The sequence below is a fragment of the Flavobacterium sp. MEB061 genome (genome assembly GCF_000834715.1).
Taxonomy (GTDB): Bacteria; Bacteroidota; Bacteroidia; order Flavobacteriales; family Flavobacteriaceae; genus Flavobacterium; species Flavobacterium pectinovorum.
Map to the genome: position 1 here is coordinate 139,090 of NZ_JXQR01000002.1, position 25,359 is coordinate 164,448.

Sequence of the window (25,359 nt, forward strand, 5' to 3'; positions counted from 1 at the left end):
CAGAAATTCTATTTGGATGATACTATACTATATGAAATTCCCTTTTTAGTTTCAAATACTGCAGTATAACCAATAGACGATTTCTCACTTTTGATATTAAGCTTTTCAATTACAAATGGTACTGCAGCTCTTACAGAACATTTACCGCCATTATTGGATATAATTGTTGCCTGAGTCATTTTACCATCATTCCATTTTATCGCTACAGTAAAATTACCTTTTGCTGTAATACCTTTTATTTCGCCATCCGTCCAGGCATCGGGAAGAGCGGGAAGCAGATGAATTTCTTTATTCTGACTTTGCATTAACATCTCAATAACGCCTGCAGTTCCGGCAAAATTTCCATCTATTTGAAAAGGCGGATGAGCATCAAAAAGATTCGGATAACAACCTCCATGTCTGCTATACTTCGGATCATTATCTTTTGTTAACCTCAATTGGTTTTTGAATAATTTATAAGCATGATTTCCATCTAAAAGTCTTGCCCACATATTTACTTTCCACGCAAGGCTCCAGCCAGTACCATCATCGCCGCGAAGTTCTAATGTTTTCTTTGCAGCTTCAGCTAATTGCGGAGTTTTTAACGGCGAAATTAAATTAGCAGGATGTAAAGCATATAAATGAGAAGTATGCCTGTGATGTGGATCTTCATCTTCAAAATCTTTATACCATTCCTGAAGCTGTCCTTTACTGCCAATTTGAAAAGGAAGTAATTGATCAGCCGCCTGGCTTACCCTTTGTCTGAATTCTAAATCAGTATTGAGCACTTTAGAGGCTTCAATGGTATTTTCAAATAAATCTTTTATGATTCCAATATCCATCGTCGAAGCAGTCGTGACAACACCTCCTTTTTTTCCATCATAAAAATATTTGTTTTCCGGTGATGTCGAAGGCATGGTTACCAGATAACCATTTTTGTCTTTTTGCAGCCAGTCTAAACTAAATTCTGCCGCACCTTTTATTATTGGATATACTTTTTTAAGATAGGCCACATCGCCTGTATATTGGTAATGTTCCCATAAATGTCTGCTTAACCAGTTGGCGCCCATATACCAATTTGCCCACATCGGATCTCCTTTTCCAAAATCACCAACAGGATTTGTTGTTGCCCATATATCCGAGTTATGATGCAGTACCCATCCGTTGGCATGATAATAACTTTTTGCGGTTTCGGCTCCGGTTACCGAAACGTTTTTGATAAATTCGTCAAGCGGAAAAAACAATTCAGACAAACTTCCTGATTCTACGGGCCAGTAATTCATCTGTAAATTAATGTTTGTTGTATAATTACTGCTCCAGGGCGCGCGGAGTTTATTGTTCCAAATTCCCTGCAAATTGGCTGGCGTATTGTGTGTGCGTGATGAAGAAATTAAAAGATAACGTCCGTATTGAAAAAATAAAGTTTCAAGCCCCGCATCTTTTTCTCCTTTTGCATATTCTTCTAATCTTGTATCTGTTGGAAGGTTTGATTTATTGGTTTCTTTTTGATTAAGTTGTAATGAAACTCTATTAAAGAAATGTTGAAAATCTGCAATATGTTCTTTTAATAAACTATCATATTTTTTACCAACAACTTTTTTAATTGGACTTTCTGCCAATTTATGTTCGTCTTTTCCCTGACTGTCCGGGCATTTATCAAATCCATTGAAACTCGTTGCTGCTGAAACAAAAAGTAATACTTCGGATGCATTTTTAATCACTAGTTTGTTTCCATCAGAACTTACTTCTCCATCTTTTATAATTGGTTTTATAATCAATTCAAAACGCATTCCTCTACAGCCCGTAGCATCCTCATAAACAACCGGTTCTTTGTTGTAATCAATATAATTTGGGTCTGAATGAGATGGTGCTTTTCCGTTTAAAACCAATGACTGATTTTGTATTGTTTTTTGATTTCTTAAAAGGCTTGAAGCATCAATTGTAAGAGAAAGTTTTTTTAACTGATCTGCCGAAAGTTTAATAACAATACATTGTGCCGGTGCCGAAGCAAATATTTCTCTTTTATAATTTACTCCGCTAACGCTAAAATTGGTAACCGCCAATCCGGTTTGCAGATCAAGACTTCTATGGTAAAGATCAGGCTTTTGTCCGCCAAAATCTTGTGTTAAAATAAGATCTCCCAGCGGCATAAAACTTTCGCTGTAAGCACCCTGCATATTTTTTGTCAAATTATATGCTTTTTCAAAATCTTCATTCGTAAGTGCTTCTCTAATCAGCGCAAGATTCTTAAAAGCATCCGGATTCACATTTTTCTGTACGGGGCCACCGCTCCACAAAGTCGCTTCATTCAGCTGAATTAATTCAGAATCTACCCTTCCAAAAACCATTGCTCCCAGTGTACCGTTTCCTATAGGCAAAGCTTCCGTCCATTCGACCGCAGGCTGGTTGTATTGCAATTTTAAATCCTGCGAATAGGAAGAAAATCCTGCCATCATAGATAGGAGAAAAAAGCTTTTTTTAAGAGAATTGTAGAGCATCTTTTTTAATTTTAGATTGAAAATTATTTTCTAAGCCAATAAAATTATTAAATCATTTTGAGTTTTAAAACAGTTACCGAATAAGCCGGAAGATTTAATTGCTGATTTCCTTTTGTTATTTTGTATTCGCTTTGTTTTGGAGTTATCTTTTTCGGATCTGCAAAAGTATTTTCATCTTGTGTATTTGAACTTACAAGTCTAATAATTGTTCCTTTTGATCCTAATTTTGCTCCTTTTAAATCGACGCTGATATCTTGTGCTGATGCGGCTGTATTGACCAGTTTCAAAATTATTTCTTTGTTATTTGCATCTTTTACTGCCGATGCGTATAAACTATTTTGTCCCGTTAAAGCTTTTCCATCTTTGGTAATACTTAACAAATCTGTTCCTTTATTAGTTGAAAATAACTGCTGTACATAATAGTTTGCTGAACCGTAAGATTGTAAATTATTGAACCAAATCATATCTGGAGTCCACTGCCAGGCATCTTCGTGCGCCATTAAAGGTGCGTAAGATGTCAAATGAACTACTTCTGCATTTCTTTCTAATCCAGTCATAAAAGCGGCTTCAGAAAAAGCACATTCCCAATTATTTCTGTTGTTCGGATTTGCGCCTGAAACACTTTGTGCTGCATATTCTCCTGCAAATATTTTAGGCCCTTTTCTGTCATAATTATCATAACGCCCGGCGTTTTCTCTAAACCATTTCGGGCTTTCGTAATAATGCTCATCTACCAATTCTGCATTTAGTTTTTTAAGTTCCTGCATAGCAAAATCAAAATGTTCGCCTGCAGGTGAAGGCCCGCTTCCTGAAACAATTATGATATTTGGATATTTTGCCTTAATTGCTTTTTCAAAAACTTTGTATCTGTCAATGTAATCTGGTCCCCATTGCTCGTTTCCAACTCCAATATATTTTAGATTAAATGGTTTTGGATGTCCCATATCTGAACGGATTTTCCCCCAAGCGGTCGTAACGGCACCGTTGGCAAATTCAATTAAATCTAAAGCGTCCTGCACATAAGGATCTAGTTCGTTTATGGGTGCCAATTCGCCTGTATTGTACTGGCAGGCCATTCCGCAGCTTAAAATTGGCAATGGTTCTGCTCCAATATCTTCTGAAAGTTGGAAATACTCAAAAAATCCTAAACCAAAACTTTGAAAATAATCCGGTGTTTGTTTGTGGTTGAATTCTACATTCCAGCGGTTCATCTTTGTCTCTCTATTGTCTACATTTCCAACCGATTTTTTCCATTGGTAACGATCAGACAATGTTCTGCCTTCAACAATACAACCTCCCGGAAAACGCAAAAATCCGGGTTTCATATCATATAAAAGCTGTACCAAATCTTTACGAAGTCCGTTTTTTCTGTTTTTCCAGGTATCTTCCGGAAAAAGCGAAATCATATCTAAATCTATCGTTCCTGTTCCTTCAAAAGTTATTTTTAATTTTGCTTTTGCTTCGGTTTGAGTCGCTGTAATTTGCGATGTATAATTCGTCCATTGATCTGATTTTGGAACAATACTCGTTTCTCCAATTACTTTTTGATCTTTATCAATAAGCTGGATTATAACCTTTTGAATTGCCAAATTGTGATTGGCTGCTTTTAATGAAAGGTTATATTTTGCATCTTTTTTGACTCCCATTCCTCTGAAGCCTTCATTTATTAAAGCGTAACCTTTAGCATTATTAATTTCTACTCTGCAAAAAACCGTATTATCTGCCTCAATTTTGACTGGCGCTGCACTTCCGGATTCTTTATTCAAAGAAGATCTTTTTGTATTGGGCTGCTCCCAACCCATCAAAGGTTTATCAAATTCAAAAGACCTGTTTTTAATCAATTCGGCATATAATCCTCCATCTGCAGCAAAATTGATATCTTCAAAAAACAAACCGAACATAGTAGGCTGGATTTTTGTGATGGTTTTCGTGGCATCAACTTCTAAAATTGCCTTTTGTGCATTCACATAAAAACTGCTTAAAAGCATACCGCAAATGGTAAATTTGGTAAGGATATTATTTTTCATAAGTTTTGGAATGGAAGAAATTATTTTTTTACTGCCTCTAATTTAGCAGGAAAAGCTGATTGTCCGTCTAAATTTGTTACAATTAAATCATCAACATTTTTACTTTCGATTGCATATTTAAAATATTCCGGTTTGTTTTTTCCCCATTGTACGGTACAATTCTGCACTTTAATACGTTCTGCCGAATCAAAATAAAATCCCGAAGTGCTTCCTTTTACAAAACCTTCTACATTAGAGGGACGTCTGTCGTATACGCCGCCAGAAAAAGAGGTTGTTTTATCAATAAAAACACTCACATTATCAAAAACAATGTTCTTGATTTTATCTTTAGATTCGCCGCTTACAAACACACCATTTTCTCCTGTGCATTGAATATTAGAGAAATAAATATTCTTTATTTCGCCTACTTTTCCTTCTGTAGCTCCTTTTGGAAAACGCCAGTTAGCATCTTTATGATTTCCTTTTGCCCTGCTAAAAGCTGTTACATAAATGGGTTCTGCTTTTCCCCACCAGGTATCTGTAGTCAATTTACCTTCGATAATGATATTAGAAAAAATAACATCGCTTACTGTTCCTTCATCTCGATTTTGAATTCCCAACGCGCGATTACTGTTTTTAATGATACAATTATTGAAAACCACTTGTCTGATCGCATCCATATTTTCTGAACCAATTTTAATGGCACAACTGCTGCTCGTCATGGTGCAATTGGTCACAGTAATATTTTCGCAGGCTCCAAATTCTTCAAATTCTCTTCTGTTTTTTAAACAAATACAATCATCGCCGCTTTCGATATAACAATCACTGATTCTCACATTTTTGGAATGATCCAAATCGATACCGTCACTATTGCGGACTTTTAGGCTGTTCAACAAAGTAATACCGCTGATTACAACATCGTTACAACCAACCAAATGAATAGTCCAATATGCCGAATTTCCGATATGAACATCTTTGATTCTGATATTTTTTCCTCCAATAATGGTCAACACATGCGGTCTTGGATCTAAAACATTAAAAGGTTTTAAAACATAAGAATCTTCGAGTTCTTCACCCATAAAAGAAATTCCGTTTCCATCTATTTTTCCGCTTCCGCTAATGGTAAAATCCTCTACATTTTCTCCTCCAATCCAAATTGTCCCTTCTCCCGGATTGGTTCTGAAAGCGCTTTTTGTGTATAATTTTTCATCCGGACTTGCCAATAATTTCGCTCCGGCTTCGATATGAAGATCTACTTTTGATTTTACATCAATTGGTCCAGCTAAAAAGATAAACGGTGCCGGAATTAAAACTCTTCCACCCGTTTTACTGCAGGCATCAATTGCTTTTTGAATGGCAGCGGCATCATTGGTCTTTCCGTCTCCTTTTGCTCCGTATTTTTTTACATCATATACTTTTTGAGCCGAAACGGTTAACGAAAGACAAAAAATTAGGATCGCGATTATAGATTTCTTTTTCATTTCATTTTATTTATTAAAAACCTTGTTTAAAATAGTTTATGCAAAGTTTTTGGTTTATTTTTTTAATCTCGCAAAGTCGCAGAGTCGCTAAGTTTTTTTTGTTTCACGCAGATATTGCAGATTTTAGCAGATTAAATTAGATTAAAAAAAATCTGCAGAATCTGCTTAAATCTTTTTTAAATCTGCGTGAAAAAAACTTTGCGCCTTAGAGCCTTTGTGGCAAAATTTCAATGCGCAGGCAATTCAAATTTATTTTGTTCCGGTTCTATTTTTTGTTTTAAAGATTCACTGTCTAAATTGCTTGATGAAACATCTTTAAAAATAATCTGGTTAGTTTTGTCTGAAGGAATATCAATAGCTTTCATCATAAGATTTTTTACATCATCAAAAACAAAGGCTGGACGAAAATCCTCTTTCTCTAAAATCAGTTTTATATTCTTCATTTCGATTCCGTTTACGTGACGCACATAAAATCCCCAAGAAGGTAATTCTCCAAACATGGAAAATTCGGGATAACCATTTATGTTTTCTTTTACATCTTTTAATCGGCTTAAAGGATGATACGCCATTCCTTTTGAGGCTCTTCCCGGATAGGTAATTTCTATATTTTCTAAAGTCACATTTTCTATCAAATGCCCCGGAATTCCCGCAATAGAAGCCGGAAACGGATTATGAAAATAATCAACTTCTGGTCCGCGCAAATCATAATCAATATCAGGACGACCAAAAGGAACCTGTACTTTTACATTTTTAATAGATACATTTTTGATATAACCCGGCTTATCTCCATTTCTGTGGCCTAAACGAATTAATATCGCATTTCCTGTATTTACGGCGGTAATATTTGAAACTTTAATATTCTCAATCTCGGCTCCATCTACAGATTCAATTGCGATTGCCGATCTGAAAGTATCATAGACCTCGATATTCTCGATAGTTACGTTTTTGAAACTGCCATAAGAACCTGTACCAAATTTAACTGCATTGGCACTTGATCTAATCTTGCAGTTGGCAATGTAAATATTATTGTTCTGCAATCCCGGCGACTCCGATTTTAAACAAATTCCGTCATCTGCGGCGTTTACATTGCAGTTTGTAATTCGAACATTTTCACATCCGTTAACATCAATTCCATCATTGTTCCAATAAGCGGTACTATTGACTTTCATAGCATCGATTACAATATTTTTGCATTCGGTAAAACACTGCACCCAGCCTGGACTGTTTTTTAATGTGATATTGATCATAGTTATAGAATCGCATTTTACAAACGAAATCAGTTTTCCTCTTCCGTCTTCAGGACGCATTCTTCTGTAATTGTATTTGGGATCAATTCGAACTCCTGTATGATGGAGACTATCAATTGCTAATGCCAGTTCTCTTCCTTGTCCGTCTATAATTCCTTTTCCATTTACGGCAATATTTTTTGCTTCATTGGCTATAATCAATGCTCTTATTCCTTCAAATTTAGGATAATCATCTGGATTGGTGCTTCCTAGTAAAATGGATCCATCTTCAAAAAACAATTCCACGCCGCTTTTCAATACTATGCTTCCTGATAAAAATTCACCTTTAGAAAAAACAACTCTTCCACCTTTATTTTTATTAGCTGCATCAATCGCTTTTTGAATGGCCTTTGTATTTAAAGTTTTTCCGTCTCCTACGGCGCCATATTTTTTAATGTCAAATATCTTTTGCGCCGAAACGGTTAAGGAAATACAGAAAATTAGGATCGCGATTATAGATTTCTTTTTCATTACTTTTTGTTTTTATGCCACAAAGACACTAAGTCGCTAAGCTTTTTTCTCTACAGTTTCTTTCAATAAACTTTGCGCCTCAATCCTTTGCAAGCAATTTTCAATTTATTCTTTTTAAATAAACTTTGAGCCTTTGTGGCTTTGTGGCAAAATAAAAATTACCAAAAAACGGTATACAAAGCCACTAGTATCCCGCAGATAATAAATGATCCTACAATAAACTCGGATGACACTTTAAACATCGAATTATCGACTTCGATTTTATGTATTTCAGCCTCTTCTTCAGAAACTGGTTTTGCCAGACTAAGACCAACCATTATAAACACAATTAAGAAGAAAACAATAGTCATTCGGTCTAAGAAAGGATAATCAGGAAAAGCGCCATCTGTCCACATTGGCAGGAATTTTAATATTGCAGCAAGAGGCACTGTTAACAATGCACCGGCAAGTCCCGCTGATGGTGTTGTTTTTTTCCAGAACATTCCCAATAAAAAAACTGCTAAAACACCAGGTGAAAAGAAGCCTACATATTCCTGTATAAATTGATACGCCTGATCTAATGATTTTAATGCCGGCGCTACAATTGCTGCGATAATCATGCAGACCACCACACACCATCTTCCTGTACGTACCAGCTTTTTTTCTGTTGCCTGCGAATTGAAATATTTTTTATAAATATCTAAAGAAAATATAGTCGAAATACTATTTGCTTTTCCTGCCAAAGAAGCTACAATTGCTGCTGTCAAAGCGGCTAAAGCGACACCTTTTAATCCCGCAGGAAGTAAATTCATTAAAGTTGGATAAGCCTGATCTGGTTTTAAAACTCCCGCTGCATCTACCATTTCCTGCTGAAACATTCCGTTTGAGTGCATAACGAACATCGCAATACCCGGTAAAACAGCAATTATTGGAACTAATAATTTTAGAAAAGCAGCAAATAAAATTCCTTTACGGGCGGTTTTTAAATCGGCTCCTAAGGCTCTCTGAACAATATATTGGTTGCAGCCCCAATACGCCAGATTATTGATTAACATACCTCCTATCAAAACAGACATTCCCGGCAATTCAGTATAATGCGGATTTGATTTTTCTAAGATCATATGTAAATGTCCCGGCGCTTCATCTGCAATAATTGCGAGTCCTTTTAGAATGTCTTTTCCAAAACCAAACTGATCTGAAAGTAAGGTTAATGCCAAATAAGTTGTTACTAATCCGCCTAAAATTAATACTATAACCTGAAACATATCCGTATATCCAATTACTTTCATTCCGCCTAAAGTAACAATAACCGAAAATAAACTCAGCGCAATAACACAAAACTGAAAGCTTACAGGAGCAATTGATGAAATAGCCAAAGCTCCTAAATAAATGATAGAAGTAAGATTTACAAACACATAGATTAACAGCCAGATAATAGCCATAATGGTACTTACTGTTCCGCTGTATCTTTTGGCCAGAAACTGCGGCATGGTAAATATTTTATTTTTAAGATAAATGGGCAAAATGAACATCGCCACGATAATTAATGTGGCGGCAGACATCCATTCGTAAGAAGCAATCGCAAGTCCGATGGCAAATCCCGAACCACTCATACCGATAAAATGTTCTGCTGAAATATTAGAAGCGATCAGCGATGCTCCAATTGCCCACCAGGTTAGTGATCCTTCTGCTAAAAAGTATTCGTTGGAACTGGTTGCTGCGGTTTTCTTGCTTCTGTAAATATACATTCCATAAGCCGTGACTATGACAAAGTAAATAAAGAAAACAATATAATCTGCGGTTTGTAATACATTCATAATGTGTGGTTATTGTGTGGTTAGATAGTAAAATGTATTTAAATTTGAATGTCTCTCAAATTTTTAGAAACCATTTTCTTTTATATAGAAAATAAAGTAACAGAAGCTGTACAACGGTTACTGATAAAGCAGCAAAAAAAGGCTGCCATACAAGTGGCGTAAAATTGATAAGTCCGCCAAAAACATAATCTGCTGTATGTTTAAAATCAACCAAACCTTCGGCAGCGATGTAAATCAAAATAGAATTTGAACCGATTAAGATTAATGGAAATGCCCATTTATGAAAACCGAACAAATCAATTATCAAATAGAAAAAAACAAAAAACAAAATGCTAAATCCTCCAACAAAACATACAAATGAACTCGTCCATAAATGTTTATTGATTGGGAAATTAATATCCCAAAGCAATCCTGCCATAATCAGAACCAATGCCGTAAGAGCCATTAAAAGCAATTTTACTTTTATAGAAAAAGAGTAATTTACTTTTAAAAATGTTCCTGTAAAAACACCTAATAATGCTGTAGCAATAGCAGGTATGGTAGAAAATATTCCTTCCGGATCATAAACAGTACTGTGTAGCCTGCCTGGTAAAAACAGACGATCAATATAACCTTCGAGTGATCCTTCTTTGGTCAAAACTCCTGCACCAAAATTAGGAACGGGAATCCACTTCATTGCGGCATAATAGCCTATCAAAATAGCGAAAAACCAGATCAATTGTTTTTTTATGTCAAAATTTAAATAGATGATTCCGGCAAAAAACCAAGCCAGTCCAATTCTTCCTAAAACACTTGCAAAACGGGTATGATCAAAACCATCGAATCTCAATAATCCATTTACCACAAAACCTAAAACCAGTAAAATACAGGTTCTCCTAAGCATTGATAAATAAATTTTCTTCTTTTCGTTACTTGGTAATTCTTGTGGCGTTTTTACACCAGCCAGTTCCATTTTCTTTTCAAAAGAATAGGGCATTGAAACTCCTGCCACAAATAGAAAAACAGGAAAAATCATATCATAAAACGTAATTCCATTCCATTCTGCATGATGCAATTGCGATGACATCCAGATAAAAACGGGAATTGGGGCAGCTTTGGCAAGAGCATGAATAATATGTTCTCCGCTCATAATCCAAAACATAACAAATCCGCGAAGCGCATCCAAAGAAATTAATCTTCCTTTTGTAGTGTTACTCATTTTTTAAGTATTCAGTGGTCAGTTGATAGTGTTCAGTTTTTAGTCTCAGTATTCGGTATTCAGTCTCAGTGGTCAGTTGATAGTATTCAATCTCAGTATTTCAGTGGAAACCGGGGCTGAATACTGAGACTGAAAACTGAATACTTTAAAAAATTGGTTTTATAATAAATCCGTAGCTGTATTCATTATTTTTCAATAAATACTGCTCGTGTGGATATTCTCCCCAGCTATTATCTCCACCTAAACCACGTTGAGCAAGGTCAACACAAACTACAACTTCATTGCGTGGCGTAATATCGCTGGAGTGCAGATTTTTCTTTGTCATTCCGCCATCAAAATCACTCGGATAATTATTTAAAGCACTCATACATAAAGATTGCAGACCTTTTATTTCCAAGCCATTTCCATTGTTGCCTGACAACTTAAACCAGCGTATATCGGTCTTGTATCCATTTTCCTGTGGGCGTGTATAAGGCACATATTGGTCTGCAACTTTACTATAATAAATTCCTTTAAATGAACTTGTTTTTCTATCTGAATAATTTTCTAAAGGTCCTCTTCCGTAATAATCCAGATTTTCTAACGTGTTTTTTAGGGTAAAAATCATTCCGAAACGCGGTATTTCCGGTACCGGATTATTTCCTTTTTTATAAGATGCTTTTATTTCTAAAGCACCGTCATTTCCTAATGAATATTTAATTGTATAATCAGAAGCAACATCATTCAGTTTTAATTTTGCAACGATATATTGCTTGCCATTTTCTTCAATTACTTCAATATTTTCTAAAGCCAGGTTTTTACCAGCATTACGCCATACATTCAGTTTTTGAGGCATTTTATTTCCAAAATCGTTATCTGTTGGTGCTCTCCAGAAATTAGGTTCAGGATATTGTTTAAAGTATTCTTCGCCTTTTAAACTATAGAAAGAAATTAATCCCGTTTTTTTGCTAATTTTTACCACTACATTATCTGATGTCAATACAAACTGCTCCTTTTCGTCCTGAATTTTGGCTGCATTTGCCTTTTCTGATTTCGTAAAATAGTTGGAATCTTCGATTACAAACTGCTCTTTGGCAATTTCAAAATGCTGAGGCAGTAATTCAGAACCCGTTTTGGTGTATGCAAAAACATTCAGTAAATATTCTGTCCCTTCTTTTGACTGTAATTTTGGCAAATCAAGTTTAAATTGTTTTTTAGATTTCGGATTTAAAGCAACATCGATTGTGCCTTCTTTGATTACTTTTCCATTTTCTAAAACCTCATATTTAAAGTTGTATTTATTTAGGTTTGTAAATCCAAAATCGTTAATAATTTCGATCACTCCGTTTTTGATATCAACTGCATTAAATAAAATATCCTGATAGACTTTTTTTACTTCAAATGCTCCGGGATGCGGTGTTCTGTCAGGAAAAACCAATCCGTTATGGCAAAAATTTTCATCATTTGTATAGTTCTGACTTCCTAAATCGCCGCCATAAGCCCAATATTTTCTGCCAACTTCATCTGTTGTTTCAAATCCCTGATCTACCCAATCCCAGATAAAACCACCCTGCATATTTTTGCTTCCGCGAATGATATCCCAGTATTCCTGAAAATTACCACTGCTGTTTCCCATCGCATGCGAATACTCACACATGATGTACGGACGGCTGACTTCTTTGCGCGCCGCATATTCTTTCATGTAAGCAATTGTTGGGTACATTGGGCAAACGATATCTGTGTTTTCGTTTTCTTTTGCCTGCTCAAACTGAACCAATCTTGTATTGTCTCTTTTTTTGATCCATTTGTAGGCTTCATGAAAAACGGGTCCGTTGGCACTTTCATTACCTAATGACCAAATAATTACCGACGGCATGTTTTTATCTCTTTCAACAAGACTATAGATTCTATCCAGATGTGCTTCTCTCCATTCCGGAAGATGACCCGGATTAGTTTTTGGATTCATCCACATAAGAGGCTGTCCCTCTACTCCCATTCCGTGACTTTCGATATTGGCTTCATCTACCAAAAACAAACCATATTTATTACAGAGTTTTACCCATAAAATATTATTTGGATAATGACTGCAGCGCACTGAATTAATGTTTAGCTGCTTCATCATTTTGATGTCTTTCATCATCGTAGCTTCGTCCTGATAATGTCCCGTTTTCGGATTATGTTCGTGAATATTTACACCATGAACCATTAAGCGAACTCCGTTTACCAGTAATTGCCCGCCTTTTAATTCTACTTTTCTGAATCCGATTTGAGTTGAAACGGTTTCTACAATATCACCTTTTGCATTTTTTAAGGTCAAAAGCAAAGTGTATAAATTTGGCGCTTCGCTGCTCCATAATTTTGGATTGGATACATTCTGAGAGAAATTTAAAGTCTGAATTTTCGATGCTTCAAAACTTACATTCAACTCTTTGGTAAACACATTTTTTCCTGAAGCATCAACTAGTTTCGCCGTCAATTTTTGATTGTTAACAGCAGTCGAAGTCAGGTTTTTCAAGCTTACTTCTACATTCAAACTTCCGTTTTTGTACTTTGCATCTAAATCTGGTTTGGCAAAAAAATCGGAAATGCGAACATTATCAGTGCTATATAAATAAACATTTCTGTCAATTCCGGAAAGTCTCCAGAAATCCTGATCTTCCAGATACGAGCCATCACTCCATCTGTAAACTTCTACAGCCAAATCATTTTTTCCTGGTTTTAAATATTTAGAAATATCAAACTCTGCCGGACTTTTGGTGTTTTCGGTATACCCTACTTTTTCACCATTCACCCAAATATACATTGCCGATGTTCCTGCTTCAAAATGAAGAAAAACATGTCGGTTTTTCCAGTTTTCAGGCAAAACAAAATCTTTTTTATAAGACCCGACAGGATTATCCCAATGATTGATAAAAGGTGGATTTTTCTCAAAAGGATAGGTGATATTGGTATAAATTGGAATACCGTAACCGTTTAATTCCCAATTAGAAGGTACTTGTAATTCTTTCCAATGCAAAGTACTGAAATCTGTTTTGTAAAAATCTTTCGGGCGCTGATCTGGCGTTGGCGACCAGGAAAATTTCCATTTACCGTTTAAAGAAAAATACCATGGTGAGTTTTCATACTTATCCATTATAGCAGAAGTTTCATCTGCATAAGGCAAAAAAGCTGCACGCGCCGGTTCTCTGTTAATTTGAAATACAAGCGGATTTTCCCAATCGTTGCGATCTTTTTCCTGAGCGAAAACTACAGTTACACAAAGTATCAGCAGGCTTAGCAAAAATATTTTGGTTTTGATTTTATGCATTATTTTGGTTTTAGATAGCTTTCAAACGAAATTTTGACATTTCTAGAACTTCAATTTCTCAGGCAAATATTTAGCAACTAATTCTTTATAATAAGGAAGTAATGCTTTTACATCTGGTTTAACCGGTGCTTTAGTGTACAAATCATACGGATTGAACTTTCTTACCCAATCAAACATTTCTATGTCTTTTTCATTCATTAAATGAGCATAAGCATTTTCTTTATGCTGTGAATAAAAAGAATGATAACGAATCATGTACAAAGCCGGATCTGGAAGATAATCTTTCATAATCTGATACAAATATTCATCGTGACCCCAACTCATTTTTACCTTATCCAATCCGCAGTTTTGGGTGTAAACACCAAATTTGGTATTGAATCTTTCGTCTGTATAATCTGGATTTTCTTTAAAAAAATCTGAATAAACAATTTTATCTGAGTAAGCACATCCAACCGGAAATGTATCACCGACAACTGCCCACTGTGGTTCTCCGAACAAACATAAAATTTTACCTAAATCATGGATAAATCCCGTTAAGACAAACCAATCCGGGTGGCCGTCTGCCCTAATGGCTTCAGAAGTCTGTAAAAGGTGTTGTGTCTGATCTAAATCTATATCCGGGTCGCTATCATCTACCAGCGTATTTAAAAAATCAACGGCTTCCCAGATTGACATTTCTTTTTTGTTGAATTGTAGAAACTCCTGCTCTTTGCTGCACACAAAATCATAAGTTTGATAGGTATGGTTTATTCTATAAAATTCCTTAACAGTTTCTACTCTTTCCGAATCGACATAATTCCTGAATTCTTCTTTTTGTTTTTCCGGCGTACTTTCAGAAGGATCAGGATATCGCAATAACAAATCATCTTCCCATTCATCTAAATTATTCAACGGATTATCTGTATCTATATGCTTTTTCATAATGCTAAAAATTAAAAGTTATAAAGACAAAAATAGAATTACCTATACCGTTCAAAATGGATTAATACATCAAAAACATGGATAATTTTTATTATTATAGGATTTTTACAAATATTTAGCTGATTATTTTGGTGTGTTCCCAAGGTTTCAATCACGGGAGACGTAGCAGCAGAAATTAGATTATGGATATACATTGCGCTCCCACGGTTGAAACCGCGGGCAATGTTTTGAATATAGATATGAAAGATTGGGAAATTGCATTTCAAATATAGCTCGTGGTTTCAACCACGGGAGACGTTTGGGAAGAAATTAGATTGTGGACATAGATTGCGTTCCTGTGGTTGAAACCACAGGCTATGTTTTTAATATTGAAAAAAAAATGCGGAATTGCACATCAAATATTGCCCGTGGTTTCAACCACGGGGACATAGCGGGGAAAATTACATTATGGATATGCATTGCGCTCCCGTGGTTGAAACCGCGGGCTATGTGTATCTTCAGGATATCTTTGTCAAAGTTTTAAACTTTGACAAAGATTCAGTTTCAATAGAAATGGAAAAATTAATTAATCAGCTTACTAGGCGGAAAACCAAACTGTTTTTTAAAACATCTGCTGAAATATAAAGGATCATTAAAACCTACTAAATTCGTTACTTCAGAAACATTGTACTTTTTAGATTTAAGCAGTTCTGCTGACTTTTTTAAACGAATAGTCCTGATAAATTCGTTTGGAGCCAAATCTGTCAGTTCTTTAATTTTTCTGTATAATTTTGAAGAACTAACACCCAATTTATCACATAAAAATTCTGTCGAAAGATCTACTTCGCTCAAATTATCATTGATTAAATTGGTTACTTTTTCCATAAATTCTTCATCAATTGGTGAATGTGTCAGCATGCTGATCTTTCCTTCTACTTCACCGGAGAATTTTTGTTTAAGTTCTAATCTTGATTTGATTATGTTTTCAATAACCGTTTTAAGCAGTAATGGTTCAAAAGGTTTAACCAAATAACCATCAGCTCCCATGTCATAGCCTTTTACTTTATCCATGTTTTCAGAAAGTGCAGTAAGCATTACAACCGGAATATGGCTTATAAATTCATCATTTTTTAATTGTTGACAAAACTCCAGTCCGTCCATAACAGGCATCATAACATCTGTAACGCATAAAATTGGTTTAATTTGTCGGCAGATTTTCAAACCTTCTTCTCCATTTTCTGCGTCATAAACTTTGTAATAATCAGATAAATAGTCAACCAGATATTTTCTAAGTTCGCTGTTATCTTCAATTACTAATATTTTTTCTTTTAAATCTGTGTTTTGAATGATTTTCTTAGCCGCTTTTTCTGGAATAAGCATACTTAAACTGTCATTTTTAAGCGCATATTCAAACACCTCTTTATGCTCGTAAGAATCACGGTCAATCGGAATTTCAACTCTAAATGTGCTTCCCTTTCCTGTTGTACTTTCTACAGAAATAATTCCTTTATGAATTGCCACTAAAGATTTTACCAATGACAAACCAATACCCGATCCTGTATTATGGGCTTTACTGTTTGTTGCCTGATAAAATCGTTTGAAAATTTTGTCCTGGCTTTTTAAAGGAATACCAATTCCGTCATCGGTTACTTCTATCACTAAAATATCTTCAACCGTATCTTTAAGCCTGATGTACAAGTCTACATTTCCGTTTTTATTGGTAAACTTTAATGCATTCGACAAGAGATTGTACAGGATTTTATCATACTTATCATTATCCAGCCAGCCGTTTATTTCATCATCTTCAGAGATAAAATTGAGCTTAATCTTTTTATCATAAGCCATTTCCTTAAAGGAGTCAAAAATATTTTTTGAGTAAGCCAGAATATCGGTTTTAGTAACTTTTAGTTTTAATTCACCTGACTGCGCTTTTCTAAAATCTAATACCTGATTTACCAGATTCAGTAATCTGCTGGCATTTTGATAAATTAAATTATATCTGCTTTTTTCATAATCCGTTGCGTTATTGCTTTCATCCAAAAGCTGTTTGGCAGGACCTAAAATAAGCGTTAAAGGTGTTCTTAATTCATGCGAAATATTCGTAAAGAAACGTAATTTCTCATTATTCAATTTAACGTCGTGTTCTCTGTTTACTTTTTCGGTAAGCAGTTCTTGTTTTAAACGAATTCGGTTTTTGATTTCTTTTCTAATGAAATAAAAAACACCAAATAAAAGGCCAAGAAACAGTATAAAAGAAATAGGTGTCAGCCAAAAAGGCGGCAGGATTTTTATTTTATATGAAACAGTTTTGCTCCAATATCCGTCGCTGTTGCTTGATCTTATTTTAAAAACATAATTTCCGGGATAAAGATTTGTATACTGAACTATTCTTGACGTACTATTAACGGTAATCCACTGCTTATCAAAACCTTCCAGCATATATTGAAACTTATTCAGCTTTTCGTTTGCAAAAGACGGAGCTGAAAACTGAATCGAAAAATCGCGGTTCTTATGGGTAAGTTCTATTTCATTTCCATAATTCAAATCTTTTGAAAGCGGAATTTCTCCATTAATCTCCATTTCCGGGAAAACTTCTTCATTCTGAATTTTAAATTCGGAAATCACCGGTAACGGCGCCCATTTGTTTCTTTTCATTGCAGGAGGCGAAAAAGAAATAATTCCATTTTTACCTCCCAGAAAAATATTCGAATTATTAAAGTAAAAAAAGCCGCTTGAACTAAAAACGTCCAATCTGTTACCGCTGTTTACATGATAAATACTGATATCCCTTAAATTAGCTTTAACAAAAGCAATATTGTTATTATTGATATTCAGCCATAAATTTCCTTGTGTATCTGATAAAATATCGGTAATCCATTTCCCCGAAAGTTCTTTAAGATTTTTTACCGGTTCAAATTCGTTTTTTTTCGGATCATATAGACAAAGCCCAAAACGTGTTGATGCCCATATTTTTCCTTTTGCATCGACCAAAACGTCACTTACATTTTCATCATGAGGAACTCCTTTTTCTTTGATAAAAAGCGACGAATAGGTTTCTATTTTTCCTGAATTGATATTGTATTTTACAACTCCGGTTTCTGTGGCAAACCAAACATTATTTTTAGCATCTCTTTCAATTGCATTAATCTGAAAGTCTGGTAAAAGTTTACTTGATGTTTCTACTTGCAGCGTTTTGGTGTTCAAAATTACTGCACCTTCTCCAAAGGAACCTACTATCATCGAATCGTCTGTAATCTTTGTAAAAGCAAAAACAGGGGATTTTTCAAATCCTGCCTTTATTTCTCTGGAAGAATTTGTACTGTAATTGTAAACTAATATATTTCCGTCCCAAAGACCGCAATAAAAGATTTTACCGTCGTCAGAATAAATACTGGCAATATCTTTTCCTGTGTTATGTAAAGGAGTTGAGCCTTTTGTATTTGAAATAAAAAGTCCGTTATGGTAAGTCGCCACAATCACTTTTTGGTCATACGTTTTAGCAAAACCTCTAATACGCGGTGCCTGATTACCTATAGAACGTGAAATATCTTTGTTTAAAGTGAACTGATTTTCATAAGGATCATATTTATCCAAACCATCTTCTGTCCCGATCCATAAAACTCCGGAAGCATCAAAATAAAGTGCTGAAATTAAATTATCTACAAGCGAAGTATCATCTGATAAAATAGAATAATACCATTTATAATTTCCCTTTTGAATATCTTCTAATTGATTACAAACCAGCAATCCGCCTAAAGTTCCAACCCAGTATTTTCCATCGGGAGCGCGTGCAACCGATAAAAAATAAGGTCCTAAAGCGCCTCTAATCTGTTTGCTTTCTATATATAAATTGACAAATTGATCACTGGTTTTATTAAGTTTATATAAACCTTCACGGGTTCCGACAAAAATATCCGACTTGGCATCTTCGTAAATAAAATTAATATATGGATTTTTTATGTTGGAATACGGAACAGAAAGCGTGTAATTATTGATTCGTACAATTGCTCCTTTAGCATCCATTGTTATTTTTGCGATACCTGATTTTTCATAACTGCCAACCCAGATATTGCCTTTTTTGTCTTCAAAAATTTCTTTTACATAATCAAAACCTTTAAGCTTAATTTTTTCGAATCGGTTTTCTTTCAGGAAAAACAGATACATACCTTTTGTTTTGGTACCCACCCAAACCCTTTTAAATTTATCTACATAAACCGATCTTACTTCATCATCGGGCAGACTGTTTGGATCTTCTTTTTTATGAAAAAAGGTCGTGAAAACATGCGTGTCCATCTGGAAAAGTGTCAGTCCTTTTCTGGTACCAATCCATAATTGATTTGAAGCTTCATCAAGTTCCAAAGCCGTGATATCATCATTGTACAATTTATTTTTTCCCGGAGTAGAACTCATGTAATTTTTGAACTGATAACCATCGAAACGATTTAATCCTGAGAACGTTCCAAACCACATGAAACCTTTTTTATCCTGTACAATATGGCGTACCGAATTATGAGACAATCCGTTATTGTCATTATAATGCGCAAATTTTATATTCTGTGAATAAGAATTATAAAAAAGGGCAAAAAATAAAAATAGTGTAAAAGATTTTTGTCTCATCGAAATAAATTATAAATGCAATTTAATCTTTTTGATTTAATAAATATCAAAATTATTTAACAGATAAATTATCAATTTTGTTATTTTTCAAATCAATTTTAAAATGATCAGAAGGATCGCCGTTCATGGTTTTTAAAACTATTTCTGCCCATAAAATGAGTTTTGGATCATTTGATTTTTTCAACTGTGTACAAACCAATTCATATTGCTTTAATCTCTTGTTTCCAATTTCTGAAAAGGCCAATTCATCAGCACTTTTTAAACGGTAAAAATCGAAAATCATATCAAAACCAGTCCAAGATTCAAAATCAGAAATAGTCAGGGAATTTGATTTCAAATCTTTATCCATTTCTGATGCATTTTTATTTATTTCTAATAAATCTTTACCTGAAAGATTTACAATTGATTTTAAAAAATCGGCTGGAAAATCTTCGGGTAAAAATCTTAAACGAACTAATTCTTTTAAATGCCAGTTTGTAAATGCTGCATAATCCTTGGCTTTTAAAATTTCTTTATTCCAAATATGCTCATTTTTACTATTCTGCAAATGCGCATATTCTTCTTCATAAAAAGGAAATAAACTATTGAAATTAGGCACTTTGCCAATTACAACTGTTTCAACCTCAAGTTCAGAATCAGAATGAATCGTCAATATTTTATAAGCCGGCATATAAGCTGCAAGCGAAGGCGTTTGGATATTAAACAATGTATTTCCGTTTGCGGATGTTCTTACGCCCGTATCGTTGATGTGCATGTGGCCTCCAAAATGAATCTGAATCCCGGCATCTGCAAATTGCTGCGCTACTTCTTCGTTAGGAACTCGCTGCAGCTGCATTTTATCGGCACCAAAAAGCTGTTTTAATTCCGGCGAGGCATTGTCATTAAATTCCACCATTGGATAATGACTAAAAGCAATCAGTATTTTCCCTTTTTGTTTCGCTTCCGCGGAAACCTTCTTTACCCAGTTTAATAAGTGACTTTTATAAATCAGAACGTTATTATAACCTGTATTGGCTCCCGAAAAATCATGCGGATCATCTTGTTTTCCTGATAATTTATCGTTTGGAACATAAGCATTGGCATCTATAGCGAAAAGCCAGATTCCTTTTATTGGTTCGACCACATAACTGGCATCCGGAAGATATAGATTGGTGTTTTTAATTAGATACGTTCTTTTTTCTAAAACAGATTCTTTTTGAGCTTCTTCAAAATTATAATGCTCATAAGTGTAATTTGAAAAAGGAGTTTCCCAATACAAATCAGTCTTTTTAGGAAAAAAACCAAAATCCCGCATTTCGGCAATGGTTTCCTTATAACCCCAGTTTTTAATATCGGCTGTAATAATGGGTTCCAGTTCGCTTTTACTTTTATCGAAATTTTTTGAACTGCTGATGATCTGCTCTTTTCCATCTTTGCCTAAAAAATCAGTTTTAGCGGCATCTTGCGAAAATGGTCTTACAACATCATGATTTCCAGTTGTAACATAAAAAGAAAGTCCATGTTTTTGGGAATATTCGTTGAGTATTTTCTTCAATCCGCGCACGTGAACAGGCTGTCCGTCGTCGCTAAAATCGCCCGGAAGAACGACTTGTTTGATGCCTCTTTTGACAATATCATTTAAGGCTTCTAAAAAGGCAAAATAATTTTCATTGAAAATTCTGGTAGAATGCAATTGAGCGTTCATCGTCCTGATATTGGCGTATTCGCCCGTAACCGGATTTTTGATTCCCCGATAATTGTTATCTTCAAATTGGGCAAAAATATCTTGTAAATGAACATCGGCTATAAAAGCAATTTGGACTTCTTTTTTAGTGGTCTGCTGTGATTTGCAGGAATATAAAGAAAGTAATAGTACTATTATGGCCGATATTCTAAACATGTAAGTCTTTTAAATGCGCATTATTTTTTAATGTAAGCTTCTAATTTATCTAAAGTGTTTAATTCACTTTCTCTTGCGCTCGAAGAAATGATTTTTGTTTCTAATGTTTTTGTTGGTTTAGAGATTAACAAATATTGTGTCCCGTCATCTGTAGTTTTTTCATAATCTTTTGGATTGTACATAATTGCTGCTCCAATCTCTACGATTTCTGCTGCAACATCTTCCGGATGTTTTCCCCAAACTGCAATATAATTGGTTCCTTTTTTGGTTCCGAAATCTTTGAAATAATTAATTCCTGTGGCAAATTGTACTTTTTCTCCGCTTAAAGAAACAGCTTCTACTTTTGCCTCTCTTTTACCGGAAAACACCGTAACACGAACTAAAATATCTACTTTTTTTCCTTTGTAAGGAACTCCTCTTGAAATCATTTCCATCCACGAAGTTGTATCTGTTTTTCCCACGCGTGCTAAACGATTTGTTACCGGATTTAAAGGCACAACTTTTTCTCCATCCCAAAGTTTTACACCTCCCAAACCTACAGTTGATGCTACTTTATAGTAATCAGCACCCCATCCTTCTTTTTGCTGTTCCGGCGTTGGGTACCAATTTGCCTTTCTTAACTCTAAACCTGGTTTTGCTTTAGAATAAACATCAATCGCTACTTTATCGCTGAAGTAAATTCGCAAAGCCATCCATTCATTTTCAACAGCAGGCCCGTGATGTCCAATTGTTTTATATAAATCTCCCGTTTCTGAACCAATATCGGTCAGATAGGTAATTTTATCAGACTTCATATACAAACTGGTATCTGTATTATTTTGTCCAAAACAAATGCAGCAAAAAAGTAAAGTGGTTATGATTGATAATCTCATAATTTCAATTATTAATAGTTTAAAATTTAATTTTCGTAAATTTAAACTAACATTTCAATACTTTCACTATTACGCAAACGATTTCTCAATAAATAGTTGTTTTGTGATAAAAAGGGGAAAACACGACAATATAAACCAGATGAAAAAGTGTTTTTTTTACTTATCAGCCACTTTCACCAAAGTAAAGTTTATCCCTAAAGGATTTTTAGCTATTTTACAGATTAATGGATATTCTGGATTTTTGATAATCCACATTTCGGTTTCATCAATTTGTGCGATTACATGTAAAGCTTCGATTGATTTTCCGTCAATCGAAACTCCGTTTTTGTCTTCGTTTTTATCTAAAACATAAGTTGTATTATTATAAACAAATGAACTATTTTTTACTAAATCCTGATATGCCGATCTTGAAATCATAAAAAAGGTTTCTGTCGGTTTTAAGTTTAAAACCGGGGCGTATTCTCCTTGGTTAAAGCTTAAGGCATTTCCATTTTTTACTGCTTCAGGAAGCATCACAATACTGCTTTTTACGCCTCTGGTTTCCAATTTAAAAGTTAGTCCGTCACCTGCCGTTTGAGCTATAAGTGATAAAGTTCTAGTTTGGCCGTGCAGTTTGCAGACATAATTTAGTTCTGTATTATTTTTTATTGTCGGATTGTAGTTTTGAGATGTTCCTTTTTGATAAACGATACAAAAAAGAATCATTAAAAATATATTTTTCATCTTGCTTATCATTTTATTTAACTGGAGGTAAAATAGTAGTTCCCCAAGCCGAAGGTTTAGAGTCCATTTCTAAAACTAATTCTCCTCCGTTATTAATATCATCGTGTAAAATCCATGCTTTGTTGTATGGTTTTCCGTTTAGAAATGCCGCTTTAATGTATTTGTTTCTATCGTTCATTTTTTTTGCCGAAATAGTAAACTTTTTACCGTTTTCTAATTGCATGGTTGTTTCTTTTATCAAAGGCGTATTAATCAGATAATAAGGCTGTCCGGCATTTGGATATAGGCCCATCATGTGAAAAGCAAGCCAGGAAGACATTGCTCCCGAATCATCATTGCCCGGCAATCCTTCTCTTGAAGTATTGAAATTGTTTTTGATAATCGTTCTGATTCGGTCACTGCTCAAATAAGGCTTACCGATCCAGTGATACAAACAAGGCGTTAAAAACGAAGGCTCATTGGCTACATTATACAAATCTGAATTAAAGAAAGTATTCAATCTCTCTTCAAAAGCTTTTTCACCGCCTGATTTACGAACTACTTCTGGAATATCATGCGGAATGCTAAATGAATATTCCCATGAATTTCCTTCGTAGAAAAACACGCACCAATGGCATACATACCAAGGCGATTCGATAATTACGGGCGTATATTTATAAGTAGGTTTCTGGATTTTTGATTCGCCGAAAACAACATCATCAAGCCAGTTTCCGTTTTTGTCTTTTGGCATAATAAAACCTTTGGCTCCGTTATTTTCGTAATCAGGACGCCATAAATTCTGCCAGCTGTCGGCTTGTTTGATATATTGATTGTACAAATCGGTTCTGCCTAATCCTTTTGCAACAACGGCAATATTATAATCGTTGTAGGCATAATCGATTGTTCGGTTTCCTGCGCGGTCTGTGCCGAAGGGAACGTATCCTAGTTTTAAATAATCTATTAATCCGCCTCTTCCTTCTTTTTCTTCATTTCCTCCCGGCGGAACGGTTGCGTCTTTGAGCATAGCCTGCAAAGCCAGTTCGTAATCAATTCCTTTTAAGTTTTTTACAAAAGCATCTGCCAGAACAACCTCAGCGTTTGAGCCGCCTTGCGTTCTTCCGTTGTCGTTACCGCTTCTTCCTTCTGGTAAAAAGCCTTCGCGTTTGTAAATATTGAGCATCGCATTAATTATTTCAACTTTACGTTTAGAATCGATCAGCGTAATTAAAGGGCTTGATGTTCTAAAAGTATCCCAAATCGTATAAAAATCATCATAATATGGTTCGTCATTTGTCCATAAGGGATTTTCTCCGGTTCTATCAACAGGCATAATCATTGTGTGATATAAACCTGTGTAGAACATTTTTTTATATTCATCTGAAGTGTCTGCAGAAAGCTGAATTCGACTTAATAAGTTTTCCCATTTATTTTCTAAGGTGGATAAAACGGTATTAAAATCCCAATGCGGAATTTCTACTTCTATGTTATTTTTTGCTTTTAATTCACTTAAAAAAGAGATTCCGATTTTGACATTCAGTTCTTCTTTTCCCCCGTTTCCGAAAGAAAGTAAAGCGGCTGTTTTCTTTCCAGAATCAAATTGTACTTTTTGATTGCTGTAAAATTTTCCGTCTTTAAAGGTTACATATTTTGCAATCGGCTGATCGAAAACTGCCCAGAAATAAACGGTATAAGCGCGTCCGTTATTCCAGCCTCCTCTGATTCTGCTGTAACCTCTCACTTCAGTATCCGAAACAATTTCGATCTGCGAACCTACAAACTGCTGTGCTTCTCTGGCATCAGGAATCTTTTCTTCTCCAAGAAAAAATCCCGGATCTATTTTTAATTCTTTTGAGGTGTTTTTTGGATAAGTGATACGGTAAAAAGATACTTTTTCGCCTGTCGTTATTTCGGTTTTGATTTTATTTTCTTTGAAAACAGTTTCGTAGTAACCCAGTTTTACATTTTCTTCTGTTCGAAATGATGTCTGATCCATTTTATCCAAAGCACCGGAAAATGGCATAATTTGAATGTTTCCGTATTTCGGGCCACCGCCTGTTCCGCTTACGTGTACCTGACTGAAACCGGTTGCTTCTTTTGGCATTGGAAGCCAGCCGCTGTTTGGACTTGAGGTACAATCCGGACTTGGTTTTACCATTCCGTATGGACACGACGGGCCTATAAAAACCCTGCCGACTCCTTCTGATCCAATCATTGGGTCAACGTATTGATGAACGGTTTTCTGAGCGTTACTTGTAATTGTTGTAAGAAATGATATTCCTAAAAAAAAGATAAACTTGGATGATATTTTCATTGTGGTTATTTCTTTGTTTTTTGTTTGTGTGTTTAGTTATTTTTAATATTTCTCAAATAACTATATTTATATGTTTT

Annotated in this window: 13 protein-coding genes; all 13 read right to left on the minus strand. The window is 34.9% G+C overall.

Features of this window, described 5'->3' with window-relative positions:
* Positions 1-8: 8 nt before the first annotated feature.
* Complete coding sequence (locus RT99_RS00615; protein ID WP_042562772.1) at positions 9-2,477, minus strand: glycoside hydrolase N-terminal domain-containing protein; 2,469 nt, start codon at positions 2,475-2,477, stop codon at positions 9-11.
* Between the two features lie 47 nt (positions 2,478-2,524).
* On the minus strand, positions 2,525-4,504 hold the full coding sequence (locus RT99_RS00620; RefSeq protein WP_042562773.1) for an alpha-L-arabinofuranosidase C-terminal domain-containing protein: 1,980 nt from the start codon (positions 4,502-4,504) through the stop codon (positions 2,525-2,527).
* Positions 4,505-4,524: 20 nt separating this feature from the next.
* On the minus strand, positions 4,525-5,964 hold the full coding sequence (locus RT99_RS00625; RefSeq protein ID WP_042562774.1) for a glycoside hydrolase family 28 protein: 1,440 nt from the start codon (positions 5,962-5,964) through the stop codon (positions 4,525-4,527).
* 227 nt (positions 5,965-6,191) lie between these two features.
* The gene (locus tag RT99_RS00630) at positions 6,192-7,721 is read right to left on the minus strand and encodes a glycoside hydrolase family 28 protein (protein ID WP_042562775.1); all 1,530 of its coding nucleotides are present in this window, start codon (positions 7,719-7,721) and stop codon (positions 6,192-6,194) included.
* 158 nt (positions 7,722-7,879) lie between these two features.
* The gene (locus RT99_RS00635; RefSeq protein ID WP_042562776.1) at positions 7,880-9,517 is read right to left on the minus strand and encodes a sodium/sugar symporter; all 1,638 of its coding nucleotides are present in this window, start codon (positions 9,515-9,517) and stop codon (positions 7,880-7,882) included.
* Positions 9,518-9,572: 55 nt separating this feature from the next.
* Positions 9,573-10,715, minus strand: a complete 1,143-nt coding sequence (locus RT99_RS00640; RefSeq protein WP_042562777.1) for an acyltransferase family protein — start codon at positions 10,713-10,715, stop codon at positions 9,573-9,575.
* 145 nt (positions 10,716-10,860) lie between these two features.
* Positions 10,861-14,001 (minus strand): glycoside hydrolase family 2 TIM barrel-domain containing protein, encoded by a 3,141-nt coding sequence (locus RT99_RS00645; RefSeq protein WP_042562778.1) that lies wholly within the window; start codon positions 13,999-14,001, stop codon positions 10,861-10,863.
* A 42-nt stretch (positions 14,002-14,043) separates the two neighbouring features.
* Positions 14,044-14,922: an inositol oxygenase family protein gene (locus RT99_RS00650; protein WP_042562779.1), complete on the minus strand. Its 879-nt coding sequence runs from the start codon at positions 14,920-14,922 to the stop codon at positions 14,044-14,046.
* A 561-nt stretch (positions 14,923-15,483) separates the two neighbouring features.
* Entirely contained in the window at positions 15,484-19,518 is a 4,035-nt protein-coding gene (locus RT99_RS00655; protein ID WP_042562780.1) for a two-component regulator propeller domain-containing protein, read from the minus strand.
* Between the two features lie 52 nt (positions 19,519-19,570).
* Positions 19,571-21,397 carry a metallophosphoesterase gene (locus RT99_RS00660; protein ID WP_042562781.1) on the minus strand — a complete coding sequence of 609 codons (1,827 nt, stop codon included), beginning with the start codon at positions 21,395-21,397 and terminating at the stop codon, positions 19,571-19,573.
* Between the two features lie 20 nt (positions 21,398-21,417).
* Positions 21,418-22,269 (minus strand): DUF4861 family protein, encoded by an 852-nt coding sequence (locus RT99_RS00665; protein ID WP_042562782.1) that lies wholly within the window; start codon positions 22,267-22,269, stop codon positions 21,418-21,420.
* A 156-nt stretch (positions 22,270-22,425) separates the two neighbouring features.
* On the minus strand, positions 22,426-22,992 hold the full coding sequence (locus RT99_RS00670; RefSeq protein ID WP_042562783.1) for a hypothetical protein: 567 nt from the start codon (positions 22,990-22,992) through the stop codon (positions 22,426-22,428).
* Positions 22,993-23,005: 13 nt separating this feature from the next.
* The gene (locus tag RT99_RS00675) at positions 23,006-25,282 is read right to left on the minus strand and encodes a GH92 family glycosyl hydrolase (RefSeq protein WP_042562784.1); all 2,277 of its coding nucleotides are present in this window, start codon (positions 25,280-25,282) and stop codon (positions 23,006-23,008) included.
* Positions 25,283-25,359: the final 77 nt, after the last annotated feature.

Excerpts from the sequence above, each read along its gene's own strand:
- RT99_RS00615 (WP_042562772.1), bottom strand. The coding sequence starts at position 2,477 with ATGCTCTACAATTCTCTTAAAAAAAGCTTTTTTCTCCTATCTATGATG.
- RT99_RS00620 (WP_042562773.1), bottom strand. The coding sequence starts at position 4,504 with ATGAAAAATAATATCCTTACCAAATTTACCATTTGCGGTATGCTTTTA.
- RT99_RS00625 (WP_042562774.1), bottom strand. The coding sequence starts at position 5,964 with ATGAAAAAGAAATCTATAATCGCGATCCTAATTTTTTGTCTTTCGTTA.
- RT99_RS00630 (WP_042562775.1), bottom strand. The coding sequence starts at position 7,721 with ATGAAAAAGAAATCTATAATCGCGATCCTAATTTTCTGTATTTCCTTA.
- RT99_RS00635 (WP_042562776.1), bottom strand. The coding sequence starts at position 9,517 with ATGAATGTATTACAAACCGCAGATTATATTGTTTTCTTTATTTACTTT.
- RT99_RS00640 (WP_042562777.1), bottom strand. The coding sequence starts at position 10,715 with ATGAGTAACACTACAAAAGGAAGATTAATTTCTTTGGATGCGCTTCGC.
- RT99_RS00645 (WP_042562778.1), bottom strand. The coding sequence starts at position 14,001 with ATGCATAAAATCAAAACCAAAATATTTTTGCTAAGCCTGCTGATACTT.
- RT99_RS00650 (WP_042562779.1), bottom strand. The coding sequence starts at position 14,922 with ATGAAAAAGCATATAGATACAGATAATCCGTTGAATAATTTAGATGAA.
- RT99_RS00655 (WP_042562780.1), bottom strand. The coding sequence starts at position 19,518 with ATGAGACAAAAATCTTTTACACTATTTTTATTTTTTGCCCTTTTTTAT.
- RT99_RS00660 (WP_042562781.1), bottom strand. The coding sequence starts at position 21,397 with ATGTTTAGAATATCGGCCATAATAGTACTATTACTTTCTTTATATTCC.
- RT99_RS00665 (WP_042562782.1), bottom strand. The coding sequence starts at position 22,269 with ATGAGATTATCAATCATAACCACTTTACTTTTTTGCTGCATTTGTTTT.
- RT99_RS00670 (WP_042562783.1), bottom strand. The coding sequence starts at position 22,992 with ATGAAAAATATATTTTTAATGATTCTTTTTTGTATCGTTTATCAAAAA.
- RT99_RS00675 (WP_042562784.1), bottom strand. The coding sequence starts at position 25,282 with ATGAAAATATCATCCAAGTTTATCTTTTTTTTAGGAATATCATTTCTT.